General features: G+C 38.1%; 10 protein-coding genes and 1 pseudogene. 5 read left to right on the plus strand and 6 right to left on the minus strand.

Annotation, left to right across the window (positions count from 1 at the left end; translation table 11 throughout):
* Positions 1 to 402: 402 nt before the first annotated feature.
* From ACWATR_RS36925 to ACWATR_RS36950, 6 genes are all read right to left on the minus strand, one after another.
* Positions 403 to 582: a transposase family protein gene (locus tag ACWATR_RS36925; RefSeq protein ID WP_460344353.1), complete on the minus strand. Its 180-nt coding sequence runs from the start codon at positions 580 to 582 to the stop codon at positions 403 to 405.
* Positions 583 to 684: 102 nt separating this feature from the next.
* Positions 685 to 816: a hypothetical protein gene (locus tag ACWATR_RS36930; protein ID WP_460344356.1), complete on the minus strand. Its 132-nt coding sequence runs from the start codon at positions 814 to 816 to the stop codon at positions 685 to 687.
* Between the two features lie 85 nt (positions 817 to 901).
* Entirely contained in the window at positions 902 to 2,176 is a 1,275-nt protein-coding gene (locus tag ACWATR_RS36935; protein WP_460344359.1) for a hypothetical protein, read from the minus strand.
* Positions 2,177 to 2,290: 114 nt separating this feature from the next.
* Positions 2,291 to 7,090 (minus strand): nSTAND1 domain-containing NTPase, encoded by a 4,800-nt coding sequence (locus tag ACWATR_RS36940; RefSeq protein WP_460344362.1) that lies wholly within the window; start codon positions 7,088 to 7,090, stop codon positions 2,291 to 2,293.
* Between the two features lie 102 nt (positions 7,091 to 7,192).
* A complete protein-coding gene (locus ACWATR_RS36945; protein WP_460344365.1) occupies positions 7,193 to 10,747 on the minus strand; it encodes a caspase family protein in 3,555 nt (1,184 codons plus the stop codon).
* 824 nt (positions 10,748 to 11,571) lie between these two features.
* Positions 11,572 to 12,402 (minus strand): response regulator, encoded by an 831-nt coding sequence (locus tag ACWATR_RS36950; RefSeq protein ID WP_460344368.1) that lies wholly within the window; start codon positions 12,400 to 12,402, stop codon positions 11,572 to 11,574.
* A 589-nt stretch (positions 12,403 to 12,991) separates the two neighbouring features.
* Between ACWATR_RS36950 and ACWATR_RS36955 the strand changes: the two are divergent.
* The 5 genes and pseudogenes from ACWATR_RS36955 to ACWATR_RS36975 all read left to right on the plus strand — a co-directional run.
* Positions 12,992 to 14,259 (plus strand): annotated as a pseudogene (locus ACWATR_RS36955) (hypothetical protein); the annotation flags it as partial.
* Between the two features lie 88 nt (positions 14,260 to 14,347).
* Complete coding sequence (locus ACWATR_RS36960) at positions 14,348 to 15,826, plus strand: hypothetical protein (RefSeq protein WP_460344371.1); 1,479 nt, start codon at positions 14,348 to 14,350, stop codon at positions 15,824 to 15,826.
* Between the two features lie 239 nt (positions 15,827 to 16,065).
* Positions 16,066 to 16,872 carry a DUF3102 domain-containing protein gene (locus ACWATR_RS36965; protein ID WP_460344374.1) on the plus strand — a complete coding sequence of 269 codons (807 nt, stop codon included), beginning with the start codon at positions 16,066 to 16,068 and terminating at the stop codon, positions 16,870 to 16,872.
* A gap of 1,457 nt (positions 16,873 to 18,329) precedes the next feature.
* A complete protein-coding gene (locus ACWATR_RS36970) occupies positions 18,330 to 19,091 on the plus strand; it encodes a hypothetical protein (protein ID WP_460344377.1) in 762 nt (253 codons plus the stop codon).
* 106 nt (positions 19,092 to 19,197) lie between these two features.
* On the plus strand, positions 19,198 to 19,942 hold a 745-nt coding region (locus ACWATR_RS36975), incomplete at its 3' end, for a fatty acid desaturase (RefSeq protein ID WP_460344380.1).

The raw sequence follows: 19,942 nt of genomic DNA on the forward strand, positions 1-19,942 counted from the left end.
TTTTCCCAGTGGGGGATTGCGATTGTTGATGGGGTGTTGGTGAAGTGGAATGAATAGCGGCTACCATTCATGTTGTGGTTTCATACGATGTTTACGAAAACCCTTTAGACATCTCCGAAAACATTCAAAACTTTGCTGTTATTAGGCTGTAGCCTCCAAATGCAATTATTTTAAATTAGCTATCCTGTACGATAAAATAAGAATTTGAGATATTTGCTGTTGATAATTAGGCAAAAATATCTAGTTATATGCAGTAATTTCAACCTGATGATATAGCTGATATTTTAATGATAATATTAGCCCTAGAATCCGTAACCTTACTCCACAAATCGTCAAAATTACTTGCTCATATTTGTGGGGATTTAACCTAAATCTTTCTTGAACAACTCGAAATATTTTGACTTATCGAATTCGATGTTCAACAAAGATTCGTTTAGATGAAAATATTTTGTTTTGTTCTTTCTGTTCAGTTGGTAGTTCTTGACTTTTTGGTTTCTTAATTGGAGTTGTAATTAAATTTTCTCCAATATATGCCTTATCTCCTTTAAATCTTTGTTTGGCATCAAAATCTGAGCGATTCATACTTCAGACCAATTAAGCGCTGTGTTTCTTTAGGATTCTCTTCAATATAATTCAGTATGTTGCTCATGTTTTTGTGTAAAAAAGTTCCTTAATGTTCTTTTACTACAGAATGTTACTATTTTGGAGATGTCTCTTCTGTAGCAAAAATTTTGGGAGGGCGATCGCACTTCTATCCCAAGAGGTTTTGAGAAGGCGATCGCACTTGGCAACCAACCGTAGTAAATCAGACGACAAGTGATCGCACTTCTTCTGTACCAACAGCAAAGATGTGAGCTATGTAAAAAGCAGAAGACTGCACTTTCAAGTCTAATGAAGCACCTTATTGAAGAACCGTCTGAAATCGAGTACGAGAATAATCAGAAATAAGAGTGAAGACAGGATTATTATTTATTGTGGATGCACATTGTGGCTGGGTTTGAATAGTTCCCGCGACTAGTACATTGTTAACTCGAAGGGGTTTAAATTTAGGTTGACCGCCATAAGAAAACTTTATATCATCTTTTATTTTCTTACCTCGTGCAAAAGTTTGATAAAGTTCAGGTGCAGCATTTATCATGCTATTTAGAAAAATTTTATACAAACCAGCACAGTATGGGTCTTCCTTTAGTGTATTAAGATGAGTTGTCAGTTCGTCTACATTCTCAATCTCCCCTAATTCAATTTTTCTGCGCGTAGAGGATAACAAATACCTAGATTTTTCATCTATAGAGTCATTTTGGATAAGTTGCCTTAGCCAAATTGCTTCTTGTAGCTTATCGTAAGATTCAATAATCTCCACTGTATCAGGTATCTTTTCACTTTTATACAAAAAGTCTATTTTATTAGCCAATTGTTCTGAAACTTGCTCAGAAATATTTGAAGTCTGCTTAATGCCAACAGGGATTTTAGATGACAAAAATTCTCGCACGATCTTGAATGTCTCTTCAGGCAAAAGGTTAGGTTTGCTAAATATCCATGATAGAGAATCACCTAAGAATCCCCCTACTGCACTCCGAAGACTTATATCAACAGCTTTAGAAGGATTGAATTCGCATAGCTGTTCTTGTTCGCCATAATCTACCAAAGCAGACATCTTAATCGCAAAAAAGTCATCTTCTCGTTTAGCTTTCTTAGCAATAGGGAACTTTGCATGACCATTGAGACTAATTAATTGTGAATTACTATAGGTGTCATAAAGCTCTCTCGTTGTGCATGGAGGGACATAAGCATATTTGTAAGACTTCTCTGTGGAAGCATAGATATACACAATAGACATATAGGGAGTGTCATTAACGAATCGCAACTTACCATTCTCTTTCGGCTCAAGGGATGGTTGTACATTTTGGACTTGGGTGTAAGAGGGCAAAGTACGCGATGAGTGAGGTGAGTTTGATTTTGGCAAAGGTTTGGAAGCATCAGGATTTTCAGCTTTAATCTGCTGTACTTTTAAGACTGTAGGAATAGAAACCAGTTCCTCAGAACCATGTTGAACAGTTGTGATATTTTCTCGATTACAAGCAGATGTACCTGCTATGATCCCCGATACAAGAAGCCCAATGGATACAGAACTAGATACCTTAGCAACAGAATTGTAGACAAAAGTGATAACTTTCATAGTGAGAATCTCCATATTAATAGAACTGCAAGACTGTACAATTTCATGACAACATCTGTTTTGGTTAAATCGAATGATGCCGATCTAAATAGAGTATTGCTACTCTTAGCATGGTTACATCATTTGCTCATTAATAATCTCAAACTTACTTCGGATACCTGATTTAAGGCTTACTAAATCTTGTTCTAAATTGGCTAGATCAAAATTCAGCAATCTCACCCTATTTTCGTAATGAGCTACTTCCGAATCTGCCACTGCAATTACTTTACAATCCATGTTTAAACTCATCGTAGAGAGCCTTCCATAAGCTAAGGGGATAGTTTTAATCCTAGTACTGCTCAAACTGTACAATTCTATATAGAATTCTCCAGTGCTAGACTCACTAAGTATTAAAATAGTCTTTCCTGTGAACTGTAAATCAACAATCCTAGCTCCAATGTCACGTTTGACTTGTCTCTCTAACTCTCCGTCCACCTTCCAAAGGTTTAATTCAGAAGTTCCATCAATCGTAACAACCCAACTCTTCTGGTCAGCAGAAGCCAAACTATCATTATGGAAGAAGTTGGCATATTGAACGTTATTCCCAAAGCCACTGATAGTTTTAACTAAAGAACCATCTTTGATCCTCCATATATTGACAATCTTATCAGCATTGACTGAAGTAATTACTTCACCGATGTAGTCGAAGTTTACTTTGGCCTGATTAGTTTCTTCAAAAATAAGTTGATATCTATTTTCAAGTAGACCAAAGACCTTCATAACACCATTATCTCGACTTACTGTCAAACAATAATTACCACTGAGACTAACGTCAAATTCGCTAATAAATTCTTCTTTTTCATAAATTTTATCATATCTAAGATTTTCATTTTTTCTCCAAACTATTACTTTTCCAATTCCAAGAACAACAATAATTGTCTGACCATCTCGGCTAATCTTGACTCTATCGAGTGGATCGTAATTTTGCTTACCACTATGCAAGGTTTCTAATAGCGTACCGATGTTACTCCATACTTTTATAGTTCTGTCTAAGCTTGTTGTGACAATGGTTTTACCATCCCCGCTCAGAGCAATTGACATAATCGTACCAGTATGACCATAAAATTTCTCATCGTCTTGACAATATCCACTTAATTTATCAATGCAATTCCAAAATTGAATAGTCTTGCCATAGTTGTAAGCGATTGATAGAGATTTATCTAACTTGTTTAAGAAACAAACTTTTGCTATTGGTTTATTATATGAATCTTCATGTTTTAATATTCTAAGTTTTTTGATTTGAGTATCGGAATTTAACCAGTTTCTATCGTTTTTTAGCCATAATGTAATTATATTTTTAGTATCAACCAAAGCAAGTAAATTATCATCAGGACTGAAAGTAACATACCTAATATCTGCGTTTAAAACACGTATCACTTCAGGCTCTATAGATTCTTTTTTAGTTGACCAAAACTGAAGCTCATTTGCACAGCCTACAACTAAAGTTTCACCATTGTGACTAAAATTTACTGAATTAACAGATTTAGATTCAGCAGCTTTAAAGGTATAAATTCTACACCCATCAGATTTCCATAACTTTACAACACCTTTTGCATAACCAGCCGCAATCATTCCACCATCTGGACTAAAAGCTACACAAGTGGCACTATCATCATTACTTTTGGAAGTAGGATCTCCCAAGATAATTAAAGGATCAACTGAACTACTCTCTGCTGTCCAACGAATTACTGTAGAACCATCGCATGAAACAAGAGTTTCATCATCTGGCTTAAACCTTATGCAGTTGGCTGGGTGGTAGCGGCTAAACGTTTTATGAAATAGAAAAGTATTTTTCTCGATTGTATCTTCAGTACTGTTTTTTGATATTTGCCAGAGATCGATATTCCCATTCTCATCAGCAGCAGCCAGAAATTCACCACTACGGCTAAACTCTAAATCTTCAACTTCATTACCTCTTTCTCTCTCTAAAGTTTGCCTAATAGTTCCATCCGCATTCCAAAGCTTAATTGTTTTGCTATCGGACGAAGCCATGATATTTTTATGAGAATTAAAACCTATACTCGTAACTTTGCCTTCATGTGCAGCAATGCTCGTACATGGCTCTAATTCCCCAAACATATCCCTGAATGAAATTAGAAAGTAAAGTCTGGAAGATTCATACTTTTCTAGTTGCTCATTTAAACTTTTTCCTGTTTTGATTAGAGTCGTCAGCGCATCAAATTTCCTACCAGTATCAAAAAGCCGCTGTGAAGAGGTGATACCAATTTCAAGGCTTGTGTCTAATCTTCCTTCCTCTTCTTGATCGCGATTCTTTACACAAGCCTCAACAAAACGTGTCTCTAATTCGTTTAGCCAATTATTTTCAGGTTTATTTTTATCATTTATGATTTTTTCTAACAATGCAATCCGCAAGTCGTCTTCTTTCCAGAGAGCGTCTTTATTCTCACCTTGTCTTTTCCAATAAAACGAGTCTATAGTAAGACGCTGACGCTGTTGAAGTGGTAATTTTTCTTGCTCCAACTTCGCGATCCAGTTCTGTAATAAATCCCATCCCCGCACCAAAGCGTCATGGGCAGGTTCTACATAATCTTGATTTTCTGCGTCTTGATTTTCCGTATTCTTTCCTGTAACAAGCAAACGAGCTTCTACAAACTGTTGGATTATTTTCTGTACCTGTTCATTTTTTGAATCTAGGTTTTTTGAATCTGGATAAATCAATTCAGATACTGGTACTCTTCTGCGAGCTAGTCCACCACCACTACTAGCTACCATTCGCAACATTATATGAGGAATAATTGACTCATCAACTTTTTCTTGATTTACTAATTTTTTATACGTATCGTCAGCAGTTTGGGTTAGAGAGCGTGTAACCCCACCTATTTCTCTATAATCTTTATCAGTAATTGTTCGGTCAGTCCTACCTTCTGGTTCAGCTTTGAGATACTTCAAATAAAGCTCGCTCAATGTGAAAGAAAGTAGCGGTAAAGCCCCCGGCATTTGAACAACTTCGTCAATCAACTCATTGACTAACTTAGGAGACTCAAAAAATAATGCCCGTTGTGCAGCAGGTTCTTCAATCGCTTTTTGTAATTCTTCTCTGTCCATTGGAGTCACAAAAAATCTCCCATCTTGCCAAACATTTTGCCAAGCTTCTTGCCAAACTTCATTCTCATATTTTTTCTTATTCATATCTCTGAGTTGAGGTTCAAATTCAGAGCGCAAAGTTAGCACAACTCGTAAGTTTTCTGATAATTCTTTTGATGCGAAAGCTTCTGCTAACAAGCGCAAAAAATCTTCTCTTTCTTGCTCATTCTTGCATAATGTCATTAATTCTTCACATTGGTCAATTGTTATTATTAGCCTAAAATTCGGATTATTTATACTCCATCCTTTGATAATTTCAATTAAATAATATTGAGAATCTTGCAGTTCTTTAATTAATAAATTAAGAGTCTCTAAAATACTAAAATATATTTTTTTTAATTTTTGTTTTTCTGAATCACTACATAATTTTTCTAACTGCTCAAAATAATCTAAAACAAGTAATAACTTTGCTTCTGGGCTTGCCCCTTGCCAAGCTTTTACAAGAATATTAAATTTTTTTTCGTTTTCGTCATTTAATTCCGACTTTTGCCTTTGTTGAGTTTTTGACTTGAGAATATCATCAAGGAAATTAACTTTAGCCAGTTGAGTGACCAAATCGACATTTTTAATTGGCAGAATTGCGCTTGCTAGAGCATTAATAGGAAGTTCTCCAGGTCGCATCGGTTCCAGAACGTACCACCTAGTTTTTTCCTCTGATATTAGCGCCGGAATTAAGCCAGCTTTTACTAAGCTAGATTTACCCGATCCCGAAAGCCCTAACACCACCGTAAGTTGATTCTTGCTTACTTTTTCAAGGAGACCTTCTTTCTCTTTTGAGCCTTCAATCAGCCTTTTTCTGCCAAAAAATAACTGACTATCTTCTTTTTCAAATGACGCTAAACCTTTGTAGGGATTAGTACTTTCATCCAGCTTAAGTTCTTCTAGTTTTTTCTCATTAAAACCAGGTAGCTCAAAGATATACTCGCCCTTATCGTGCTTTTTGAGGTGAAAGAGTCCTGGAGTTTGTTTTTCTGCATCATCCCCTAGTTTATTTTGCAGATAAGTAAAGAGTTCATGGGCAGTAATGACCCCATCGTCGATAATTGCCTCGAGAGAGATATCCTTCTTGAGTTCCTCTGGTTCGGCTTTTAGCACTTTCAGTAGCAATTCGGCGAAGGGAGAGTGTCCATTTTCTCCAACCTCTCTTGTTGCAAGACGAGACAAATCAGCCGCTTCCTCGTCATGGGCGGCTGATGTAATGACCTGTTGAGCCGGAAATTTTGTGAAGCGGTCATAGCTTTGTCGATACATTTTACGAGATCGCCCTGCATTCCGCTTTAATCCTGCCCAAAGAATCCTACCTGCAAAGCAACAGTCGAGAATCATTAACAGATGCCGACACTCTAAGTTAGTGAGAGCATCATGTAGCTTCTGCATCGACAGCCAGGTACGTTTATCATTTTGCTGACTATCTTGTGGCATCAGATAACCTGCTGGTTTACCATCCTCGCTTTCTTCTGTCTCTTCAGGGAACCCGTGTCCAGCAAAGTAAAACAAAATGCGATCGCTCTTTCCGACTTGAATTCGCTCATCACCAATCTGGATGGTTTTATTGGTTTCATTGGTTTCATGAGCAAGATTTTTTAAGAGATGACTAAGATTTTCGTTAGTTGCTTCTCCATCTAGCAAACGTAAGACCTTGTACTTATATCTTTTTTCGAGAACATCAGCGATTTCCTTCGCATCATTGACAGCACTTTTAAGTTTACGAATATGGGTATATTGGTCAATGCCAATGACGATCGCTAAACTTCTATTAATCTTTGCCATAAAATAATCCCTTTTTTGTTATCTAAAGTTAAGGAATTTTCAATTTTCTTTATGGTTTATGCCCTTCTCATCCGGTTTGACGAATCAGAAGGGCAGTTGTAACTATGGATGGAGAGCATCCACCAATGCTTTTAAACCCGCTTCGGTAGTAAAATAGGTCAAATGATCGCAAGCAACATTCGGTAAAACTTTTGGCTGAGGTTTGCGATCGCCACTCACACTTTTAATACTGGCTAGGTGAACAGCAATATCATTAGGTTCTCCCCCAAACACCAAACCATCAACCACCTTATTCACAACTGGAGCAAAAAGTTTTTCCTTTAATAGCCCTAAGCGACTCGATTGCTGCTTTAATGTGGGAATCGATCTATCTCCAGCAATAATGGTGTAAGGAATCTGGGGGTCTGGGTTATTAGCAATCGCCTGGAAAAATTCTGAGTCAGGTTGCATTTGGTTGAGCGCATTCACATTTGCATCCACAAAATCTAGTGACTTAACGACTAAATCAGCCACGACTTTAGCGGGCCAAACCATCTCCGGCACTTGATTTAGACCCCACCCTAAAAGTGCAAAAGTCATATCCTGAACTGCTGGCCAAGGAAAACCCGCGTTAGGAGTTCCCAACATGACTAAATGTTGAACTATTTGATGTCCGCCTTCACGTTCGATAAACCAGCGAGAAACTAATCCCCCCATTGAGTGGGCAACAATATGTAACTCTTTACCGTGATTTGCGCCTAAACCTACAGATTCCAAGCGTTGTTTGAGCGATCGCGCATTTTCTTCAATAGTGGTATTCAGATTTTCGTAATCGAAAGTTAAAACTAGGTCATAAAGTTCCCGTAGCGGACGTAATTGACCATTTACTTCTACCTTTGCCTGTTGAACGCTACTAACCATACTTTCGGTATCGCCGATAATACCGTGAATGTAGAGGACTATCTTCTCAGAGGAAGCAACTAGGTTTTTTACTTCTTTTGGATCTTTTTTGTAAACAACCTTGATCTTCTGATCTTGTTCCCTCACCTCTGCTGCTGCTAAGATGGGATATTCATTGGTATGTCCTAGCTTTGAGGCGCGAACCTTTTTGAAGAAAATTTTGATTGAACCACCCAAGCTACGGCTACTTGTAGTCGGTTGAGGTAAGTGTTCCAGCTTGATTTCTATTTTGTCTCCCTGCTTGACTCCGCGACCGAGAGGCAGGCAAAACTCCCCTTCGTAGCTGATAGGTAAAAGATACTCCCCCTCCTCTAAAACTTGCTTAACCAGTAAAGTTAAAGGTGTATCTTTTGTGACTGATTCAACACCTTTAACATCAAATAACTCCACAGCACTCAAACCGGGATCGCTCCCACGACTAGTGGTAAATCGAAACAACTCAATAACCCCCTGTTCATCCCACAAAATCGGTGGTGCAATTCGATTACCAATATCTCGCGTGGTTTGAGAAACAGTGGTCAGGGTTACTTGTGCCTGTAAACTGGGATGAGGTTGAACTTCTACCAAACCATTGACAAGTTTTGCGCCTTTGCCCGCTTGAAGCTGTTCGGCATCCCGTGGCTTGACAATAGTAACTGCCACCTCTTTGGCGATCCAATCGTCAATTTTTTTTCCAGCGCGAGCCGCATTACGGCTATAGACACGATCCATTAAACGGTCGAGACTACTTTCGGGTTCTATTCCTCGCATACCTCTGCTTGGAGGCTCTAGTCCTTGTTGCTCCAGTAAACTGGCATTAAAGTCTGTCTTACTAACAATCAGCTTCAAAATATCTTTGTATTCAGTAATGCCTTGTTCTAAAAACTTATCTGGGATAGAGAGGCTAATATCATCATATCCGGCAACAATTCCTGCTCCCTCTGCTGTTTGGGGTGGAAGCCCTACACTACTTCTCTCCTCAAAAAAAGGAACTGCCACAGAATAATCATCAGCTAAATCGATGACATTAGCATACAATTTCAGGTTACGGTGATTAAGCAGCTTTACTTGGATGACTGGTTTTTTCCACTCTCCATCTTCATATTTGTACTCTAAACGTATTTCCGAGCTTGTGGTTAAGGATTTGTTTGAGTCTAAATTGGGCTTAATCTCTCCATCTTTTCCTTCATAACCAATAAGATTAATCTCCATCTCCACATCTTGAAACTTAATCTCGCTGCTTTGAGGACTCTTTAAGTTGAGAATATTCCGCCAACGCGCGATCGCTTCTAAAGTGTGAATTGCCTCTAAAGCAGCATCTTTGCTATAACCAGCTTGTTGGGGAATAGGAGCAACAACTGGAAGTTCACCTTGAGTAATCAAGTATTGCCCATTGCTGACCATCAGGGTAAAATCAGCATCTGTGGAGTTTTCAACTTGCTTAACGTATAGCGACTTTTGACCAGAATTTGCTTCTTCTAAAGCTTTCTTTCCTAAGACTATGCCTGTTTCTTCTGCCGAATTACCCTGAATGTAAACCTTTAAAGGGGCTAGAGGCAAACTAGTAACGACTGCCCAATAACTTTTATTTTTGTCTAAACCCTCTTCACCCTGGATAATTTCCACCTTGCTTTTTTGGGTTAATACCTGGGTCACTCGTGCTTGTGAAGTATTTGATACTTGCGTTAATTGTTCGGATGTACTTCCCACCGGAAATATAGCTAAGAAGGTGGTCTCATCAGCATAAACTGGTTTGGGAATACCCTGTAATACCCCACCATCAATTTCCCAACCCCCCTCGTTAGGGCGTGTACTGTAGCTTAAGATAAAGTAAGAAGGACGTTCCGGAATCGCCCCCCCTAAAAACAATTCTTTTAAGTCTTCTGGATTAGTTGCTTCAAGTTGAGGCACTTGATCTTGAAATTTCCCCTTAACTAAAGCTTCTATATTTCTAGCTAAATCCAGGTAAGATAAGCTGCCATTAGTTTGCTCCAAGCTTTTGACAAAAAAGTAAGAAAAAGCCCCTCTAGTTACACCATCATCCCCTTGATGTTCCTTTGCATATTGGTCATCTCGACAAGCTGCTAACAGAATATGTCTTCCCTTGGGCAAATCTAATCCTGTTTTTTTCTTATTAACTTCTGATGAAGTTAGTAGGAGATTTTTAAAAGTTGCGTCCTCGGCAAAAATGAAGCTAGATAAAGCGCGATCTCTCGTATCTTCTGGGGCTAGACGTACTCCTTGAGGGATATTTCTAGTTCCCGAACCTGAGTGACAGGAATCCAGAATCACGATAACACGGGGATTTTTCTTTGCTAGTTGAACCAGCAAATACCTAAGTTCTTTATCAGCTAAATCGTGATTCCCTGGAGTACGGCTGTCGTAGCAAACTAAAGTTTCATCTAAATGGTCTGGTTCTAAATGCCAAAACTCTTCGGGAGCTTTTTCTTGACCTCCATGTCCTGAATAGTAGAATAGAGCAATGTCGTCGCTCCCAGCTTGACAAAGATAATTTTGAAAACCATCAATAATTGCCTCACGAGTAGCCTGTTCATTCGTAAGGATTCTGGATTCTCTCAGTTTCCATTCTCCAGCAATCTGGTTTTTTAGATAGGTTTCTATTGCTGTAATGTCGTTTACACAACCTCTGAGGGGCGGAATTGGCTGGGGATAATTATCGATACCCACAAGCAAAGCGTATAAATTGTGAATTCCACCTTCTGGAGAATTACTAACCATAATGTCACGCCTTCTAATTAAAGTCCTATTTTTGAGCGCATTATGAAAACATGGAATCACAGCAGCCCAATGAGCTTAAATTTCTTTTAACAGAGCCTTTAAGTTGGTGTTGTGACTCATCGTTTTATCTACTGATTTTTAGCTATTTATGCAGATTTTAGAAAAATTATCCACTTGTCTTTTGACACAATTTATGTGTTGCTCAAGGCTTTTCTATATGAATCGAAAAAAAACACATCTTTTATGGATTTGAGCGGTAATTAGTCTGCTATTTTCTGGCAGTCCGGCTTACCTAACTGCATCATGCGGTTAAGTTTCAATTCCAGAATGAACTGAATATAATTCCTTTACCTGACTCATCTTCAGTTCTCATAAAACACAAGATGTATAAAAGCGTTTCTTTATTTTGATTGAGATACTAATCTGTATAATGATTAGTGTAAGTAGTGTCATTCTGGCAAACGCACAGAAATTTTTACCCCTTTGCTAGATAAGGATCTTCATAAAAATATATTTGCTCTAATCAAGATAAAAAGTAGTAGGAATCTAGCTACCTTTTTAGTATTGATAACCATTGCACGTCTTATAAGATTTGAAGACTACCCAGAAATATCAAGAAGTTTAACCTTCAATTAATAATCTATTTGGAATCATATCAACTCACATAAGCCGTGTTATATAATTCTAGACTAGTGTAATTTTCCAATAAAATCACACGCATTCCTGCAATACTTTCTACTTATTTTTCATTTGTATTATTATGTAGTGTTATAGACACTACTATAAATACGATAGAAATACAATTAGGAAAATCCTTATTTTATCTAAGGATTTTCCTTAGTCCTATACTCCCCTTTATCATTAATGCGTTTTTTAGTATCAAAAGCTACCATTCCTTTCCAAACTGCATAGCGTACTAAACCTACAACATCATAAATCTTCAGTCGTTTCATCAGTTGTACTCGGTGTGCTTCGACTGTTTTAGAACTAATATTTAATAATTCTGCAATATCTTTTGTAGAAAATCCCTCTGCAATCAATCGTAAAACTTCAATTTGGCGTGAGGTTAACAAAGAGGTAGGCTTATCAGTAGAATAAACGCTCTCCTCCTTTACTGCCTGTTCTGGCTTGACTTGATGAGTAGTATTTTTTACCTTTAATTCATCATTAGATAGAGCAATTTTTGTAATGAATTCTCGAACGTTCGCTTGTAATTCCTCATGCGCTTTTTGTAGTAATAAGTCTGTTTGTTTGTATTTAAAAATACTGAGTGCTGTTTGAATAGCAGCATAGAGGTTTTTTGTTGTAACTGGTTTGATAATGTAACCAAAAGTAAATATCTTGGTTGCTTTTTCTACTGTACTTTTATCTGAATGTCCTGTAATATAAATAAACGGGATTTGAAGGGAATTCCAGATTTTTTCTGCCGCATCAATACCATCCATTTCACCTCGAAGTTTAATATCCATTAATACCAAGTCTGGATGAAGTTCCGCAACTTTTTCAATCGCTGTTTCTGCTGAGTCTACAATATCTACAACATCATATCCAAGATACTCTAAACTTTCTTTTAAGTTAGCTGCAAGTATAAACTCATCTTCTACAATAAGAATTTGGATAACCTCTGCTTTAAAACTGTTCAATGGGATATCCATTATACTTTTTGCATTGTTTTGAGATAGATAAACATTTAAAATGTTTATAAGAAGAATTCAGAAGTCAGGATTCAGCATGAATTCTGTAGGAGTGGGTGATGAATATTGATAAAAACCCGTACTTCGTCCTGCTACGCTAACGCCCCTCGTGGGCGAAAACAACGCTCGATAAACTCCATCCCTTTATGGGTGCAGTATTCTGACTCCTGTATTCTGACTCCTGACTCCTTTTTATATGTTGAATATTGGCTTTTATGGGCTTTAATCCCAGAATTCCTTCATTTTTTAGGTTTTAACAGCCATATAACAGCTTACTTTAGAGTTGTTTAGATTTAATAGTGCATTTATGACATAAATATTCAATCTGTCAGTAAGTTATCCAGCAAATTGCACTTTGTTATTATGTTTTATAACGGTGATTTTCCCCAATTTTAATAAACGTGCTATGATTCAAAACCCTGTTTTGTTACTCTGAAAACAATAATCTCAGCTAGATTTTGAAACTTTTATTCAATAAATATTTGAGCTTTTATTTTCACTCCAATAACTAAAACTCAAAAGTGAAACTAAAACCCAAAAAGGCTTTCACCAACTGGTCAAAACTCCCGACAAGTTACACCAAGCTGTTGCGATCGCAAACCCTTCCCTACTGCTGCCGACTTCGCCAAAGCAGTGCAGCAAGTCGCACCAACAACTAAACACGCCACAAAAAGCGAAAACCCAAAAACGCAATTGTGTAATTTGGTCACTGTTTCTTGCCTTTCACATCCCAGATATGGGGATTCGGGAGTGATTGAGGCTTCGGCTCCAAATAACTATCAGCAGATTGTTACCTTCAGCGATGGTGAGAGGCTGCTGGTAAACAATAGTGATTTGGCTGGTTTAAATGACGCAATTGTGTCTGAATCGAGTGGGCGCACTTACCCCGCAGAATATACCGAAGCGATCGCCCAAATCAAAGAGCAACATAAGCTTGAGTTAGAGCGACTTTCCCAGGAATTGAGAATTGGTTTGCAAACAGAGGTATCGGCCAGAGCAGAAGAACAAGTACAAGAGCAAATCCAATCTCTGCAACACCTGTACAAGCAGCAGAAAGAGCAGAATATTCAGTTACAGCAGCGTTTGGATGAAATGGAGGGTTTACGGAAACTGGAGATTGAAAATCAACAACTACAGCAACGTATTCAGGAATTAGAACACGCCGTACAACAGCATCCGGTTCAACAGTGGGGAAATACCATGACCCAGCAAGCGACTAAAGCGTTGAACAAGCAGGTCAAACTTGCGCTGGAGAAGACAATTGATCTCCGATCGCTAGCTCAAGAGCCACCCAAGGAGAATGCCCAAGAATGTCTGCGGTTGATGGGCATGGCGTTGAAAAACCTTGCCAGTGCGATGAACAACACTCAGGCATTGGAGGCAGCAGCGATAATTCTGGGAAGTGAACCTACACCAGCTGCGATCGCATATCGAGCCGAACAATTGGAAATGCTGCCCGAGGCTGTTAGTGATATCCGGGGGGTGCTTGCAAAGCCTGGGTGTACGTGGCAGGAGTTTTTGAATGTTGCCCAAGAGTATGAGGTAATCAAACAAGACTACTGGGCGGAATTGACCAGTGAGGAGACAAATCTAATTACCGCACTCCAGAACGCATCCCTTCAACCGCACACTATTGGCGTTGGTTCTATTGTTGCCCATGCTGACCCATACCGTACTTTGTATATCGCCAGAGGGGAAGTTCTAGAAGATTTGGGAGATGAGGTAATCGTTGCCTGGGATTGTTGGAAGGAGCAATCGAAAAAGACTGACAGGTATTTCCGAGACGAGTTGCGATTCTGGCAGGGCGAAAACCAGTAGATAAAAACTCGCTTTGAGATAGCCAAAAAACTTAAATGCGGCATTGCAACCATGCTGCTCATATTGTCATGCAAATTTTGGGGGAAATATGACTACTACAGCGTTAAAAGCAATCAACGGTGGCAGCAAACAGCGAAGCGATGTCCAAGGACAAGCCGCTTCGCGTCTACGCAAACAAACAGATGCAGACAAATCGATTAGACCACATTGCAAGGTATCAATTGAGGATATCAACTGGGTTCGTCAACAGCCTCCATCTGTGCAGCAGCTTTGGTTAGATAGCGTGGCGGCTGAACAATTTGGTGGTTCTGCCCATAAACTTGATACTAACCTCACCTACAAATCCTTGCAAAAAGCAGGAGCAGCGTTGACTGCCCAAGGATTGTTTCAGTTTGAGGAAGTATTTGGTCGCTTACCCTCTGGTAGACCTGGGTTGATTAGCTACCGTGTCCGTAACCTTCACGGTTATTACAATCGTTTTTACTGGGAATCGTTCACGTCTGCGGAAACCAATTCTTGTGACGAGAAAGCCGTCCACGCCGAGGAGAAAATAAACCAGCCCGGACGGAATGAAAACCATCCCAAAGTGGAACAAATTCAGTCTGATTGGAAATCATTCCAAAAGAATGGTCAAAAAAGTGAGGATTTGCAAGGGTTTCAAAAACCTAACAACGTTTCTAACTACCCGTTAACTACCTACCAACAACCAACTAAGGTTGTTGGTATGGTAGTTGGTTCTGACGCGCAAAACAAAAATGCGCGTGTTGAGGAAACGGCTCATGCGCCCTTGAGGGGCGCGTCGCCTCAACGTATTGAAAGCGCGTCAGAACTTGAAGAATTGCCTACGGCGAATGACTGTACATTGCTAACGCTTGTGGATGCTGCACAAAGTAATGCTGCTTCGTTGTTGGCTGAAAACCAAGACTGTGGTGTTGAGCCGAGAGACTGTCATGGAGGTGCTTGTTCCGCCGTGCCCGTCGTACAAAATGAAAAATATTTAAATTCTGCGATCGCTAATCAAACTCAGGGGCAAGCAGAACAAAGTAATTCCGCTTCGTTGTTGGGAGAAAATCAAGTCTCTGGTTTTGAGCAGAAAGACTGTGATGAAGGCACTGATTCCGCCGCGCCCGTGTCATTAAATCAAAGTGAGATGTTTGAATGGTTGGATAGAGCAAACATTGGAGAATGCCCCCCATTGTGGGTAATTCAATATTTGCTAGACAGCAAGTATTACGCCAGCATTCGGGCAACAATCAGCAAGTTTGAGAAGCAGTGGAATCTATCCGTAGTCAATTATCAAGTGCAAAAATCTGGTGAGGGGTTGTTTACCGCCATTCGCGGAGCGTCTCGTAGAGAAGACATCGCCGTTAGATCCCAAGCTAGACCATTGCGAATGGAGAAACTGAAGATGGCTTCTCAGGTAGGGGAAAATCCTGGTTTTGACTTTCTCCAACAATGCTGGAATGATGACCCGGCTTTGCAAATCGTGATCAAAAAGCTTTTGGCTAAGTTTCCCCAGTGGAGGATTGCGATTGTGGATGGGGTGCTGGTGAAGTGGGAGAGATAGGATCACTCTCAATCTGATTGGCTTAATGAAAGTATAATATATTACACAAGGACTCACCTTGTTAGTGCTATACAGATAAAATTTACTTTACTCGTTTGTGTACTTCTATTAAGTTCTAGTAAAAAGTTGCATAAAGTTATTAACTTGATCTGAATAACTTATACAGGCGCATTTAAGCATCCAGCATTTGATAAGAATATCCTTTGCGAAAAACACAATTCCTGGCATGAATATACTGTATGAAAATTAGTAACGAAAAGTTAGTAGATTTACCTATAGAGGTCAAAGAAATAACTACGCAACAAGAGGTAATTGTTGACCAGCTTTTAGTACCAAAAAGTAAGTCAGACTTCAAGACTAATGAGGAAAAACAACAACACTTAACTACTTTAGCAGAAGATACGCGACGTAGGCTAAAACGAAGTGCTACGGACATTTATTGCATTGGTCTAAATTTGCTAGAAGCTCAAAACATTATAGAGCATGGTCAATTTATACCTTGGTTACGGCAAGAGTTTGGAATGGCTAAAACTTCAGCTTATGAATTTATTAACGTTGCTAAAGCATTTGAATCCAAATTTCCGATTATCGGAAATTTGATTAACAATATTACTCCTACTGCTCTCTGTAAACTGGCTGCTCCTAGTACTTCCCAAGCAGCTAGAGATGAAGCAATAGATATTATCAAGGCAGGGGAATTAATAGATCCAGATATTGCTAAGAAACTCATCAACAAACACAAAATTCCTAAAATAGCCAGAAAACAGCAACAAAAAATATCTTCAACTACTCAACAGAGTGATATAAATAAAGTAGAAGCATTAACCTTACCTAAAGTTGAGGTTAATCAGAGGGAACAAATGGCTAACAATTTTATGGCACTTTCTTTTACGTCTCAACAAGACGAACTAGAGAAATTGAAAGCCGAGCGTGATATATATAAAACGCAATTAGAAGAACTAAAAATTGCGAATGAGCAACTTCAATTAGATATTGTAAAACTTAGTTCTGAATTAAAGCTATTACAAAATAGTAATAATACTTAGTAAATTGAAATTGACATTTGAATCACTGTTTACCATTGTGAATTCGACCGTTATAATTTTACTGTAAAGCAAATAAGCTGCTAGATGAAGCTTACTTAAATGTTTGCTTAACTGTCTTAACTGTCCTTGCATTCTCATTCGGATTCTGAGAAATTAAAAACTGTGAATCTTGATTCCTAAAAATTTCAAACGACTTCTACTGCTTACAAAAGTCAAGCTAAACGCTTCTGATTTAACTACTATATACACTGCTCAGAATACACTGCTCAGAGTAGTCTGGTAGCTAAATTTTCTTCTCTTAAATCATCTGTCGTAATAGTGCTACGTCTTGGACTGATGCCTTGTAGCAAAATATGGTGCTGAGATATCTGCATATTTACAGCCAGAAGAAAGCTGCATTTCTATAATTGATAAACTTTAAACTCTGCCCATTTGTTAAATGAAGCAGTGAGGCAAAATGATTGAATTTTGACAAACAAGGTCTTTTGTTCTGTCCCTGAAATTTGTTACCACACTTCCGTTTGTGTAACCCATCAGTAATAAGAGTAAAGATTTTGAGATAAATAGTTCAAAAATCTATAGATACATGGTAAATTGATGCTTATCAACTGCACGTTGAGATTAATAAAAAATCTTTGAAATTGCTTGTGAAGAAAGCAAAAGAAAAGAATTAGTGTGGACTTTTGGCATACTGCATACTAAGCCTGTTTTGCCACTTTGGGATAATGCAATAGCCCAAAGAGTTATGAAGCTTTAGTTTCCAGTTTTGAGGTATAAATTTTAGTTCCTACTAGAAAACAAAGGCTTAAATATTGATGAAATCAAAGCTTCAAACCTTGACTAAGGTTATTATTTTCCGAGAGTGACAAAACAGAGCTAATTGCAAATCGCTAAATCAAAGATTTTGGCGGGGTGCTTGGGCTGCAAGGCTTTTCTTTAGTGCCATCTGAGAGTTCAAACATTCCTCTTAAGAGATGAATCTACTTCACAGGGTGCTTCTGATATCTGCCTTTTTTAGCAAATTATTGATAGCTGATTATCGGCTAACACATTTGCTTTGAGAGTATTTTTTTGCTTGCTATTAAGCGAAGCATGAATAGTAAAACAATACCAGCTCAAAATCCTGAATTAAAATTTAAAGGAGAGAACAATGACAACAACAGAATTTACAATTGAAGCAAGTAAATATTACCTAAACTCGAGATCCAAAACTTTATTACCCACAAATATTGAATTAATGCAAATGATTACTCAAACTTAGACTATTCTACAAATCTGCCAAAGTTAAGCGCAAAGTTACAGTCTAACCTCAGTGCAGCCCCATAGGGAAAAGAATTGACCACAGTAATTAAGAGACTCTGAGTTGTTTGTCATTAATCATTTTTACTTAGAAAGTACTTGAAGAATATCACAAAGCAAATCAAGAAGAGTAAGCTCTATCCATTAGGAGATAACCAATGTTGATTACTACTCAAACGCCTCTTATTTCTTATGAGGCGATGCAAAAATCGGCTCGTATTATTAAATATGTTTATCAGTTTTATTTTCCAATTCATTGTCTTTCCCCGAATGATATTTGTACTTTTTCTCCTGTTCTTACATGTGTCGAGGCTACGATTTATCAAGCTGATTTAATTATGGAACAAGGGCAAAGTTTAAAAATTATACATAGCCCAAATGACGATGATAGTAGTTTAAAAATTTTAAAATATAGTTTAATTAATTTTTTGAAGGAGCTAAATTATTATGATTCAGTAATTGAGCAAGAATTAGCTCAAGGAGAAGAATTTATTCAGCTAGAAAACAAGATAATGGTTGAAAAATTAATAAAATATTCAGATGTTATGCGGATCGCAGAATTACGTTCTTCTGATATTCGCCTTCTTCATCTCATTTTATTCCGAATGCTCGGAAAGCCATATGATGAAAATCTTTTATCTCTTGTTTGGTTAGTAGAAGTTATTGCTGATATTGAGGACGATTTCAATAATTATGCTGCTGACGTTGCTCAAAACAGCTATAATACTTATCGGATGTTTGTGGCACTTTATAAAGAAAAAGCACCTCAATATATCAAAGCAGAATTAGAGCATTACGAGAATCTTTTTGAGGAGAAAATTGCTGTTTTTGGAAATGACGAAAAACAAAGATTAATGGCAATATATTCTCAATTTCGCAAATATCATTTTTCAGCTATCCCTGAACCAATTATTGAGTAGCTTTGTCATCAAATTATAAACAAGTACTGCGTTTTTTCTAACCAAAAGATATTGTATTTTTCAACACTTTTTGTTAGAAACTGATTCTTTCGCTGGAGTAGTAATTATGGTGATGAATATTTTTTCAACAAAAGGCATCGCCGTTTCCTATTACATCAATAGAAAAAAGCCTTTGTGGAATGTTATTGCTCTCTTCTACATCTTGAGTGGCTATTGCGGTGGGCTAGTACTCTTGGTAATAGCAAATATTTGGCTTAACATTTTGGGAGTCATATTATTTACCCATAGCTTGGCTCTATCTGCCTATTTTTCCCACGAGTTTATGCATGGCACGATTTTCACTAATATGCGTTGGAATATCGTTGGTGGCAACATCATGCTATGGCTAAATGGTGGTTGTTATGCCAGATTTAAAGATTTGGCGCAAGAGCATATTTTTCATCATGTTAATAAAGTGGATTCTGTAGTTTTTGACTTAGCTGCCTTTATTAACAATCTTCCTAGACCAGTACGCAGCCTGATTCTAGCCCTAGAGTGGCTATATTTTCCGGTAATTTCTTTGATATTTCAGTTTTGGGCATTGACTTCTCCTTTTTGGAATCCAAAGCGTCGAAATGAAAGGATGCGTGTCATTATCCTACTTATAGTGCGGGGGTCATTGTTTAGCCTGTTAGGATTAGCGTCACTCAAAGCATTAGTCCTTTACTTTCTTGCATACATAGGGATGATTACTATATTGCGGTTCATCGATGCGTTCCAGCACACTTATGAGACATATCCTGTCGGCTTACCTTTCCCCAAGCGTAATGACGCCTACGAACAAGCTAACACCTTTACAACCTTAATTTCTC

The sequence above is a fragment of the Nostoc sp. UIC 10890 genome (genome assembly GCF_054786515.1).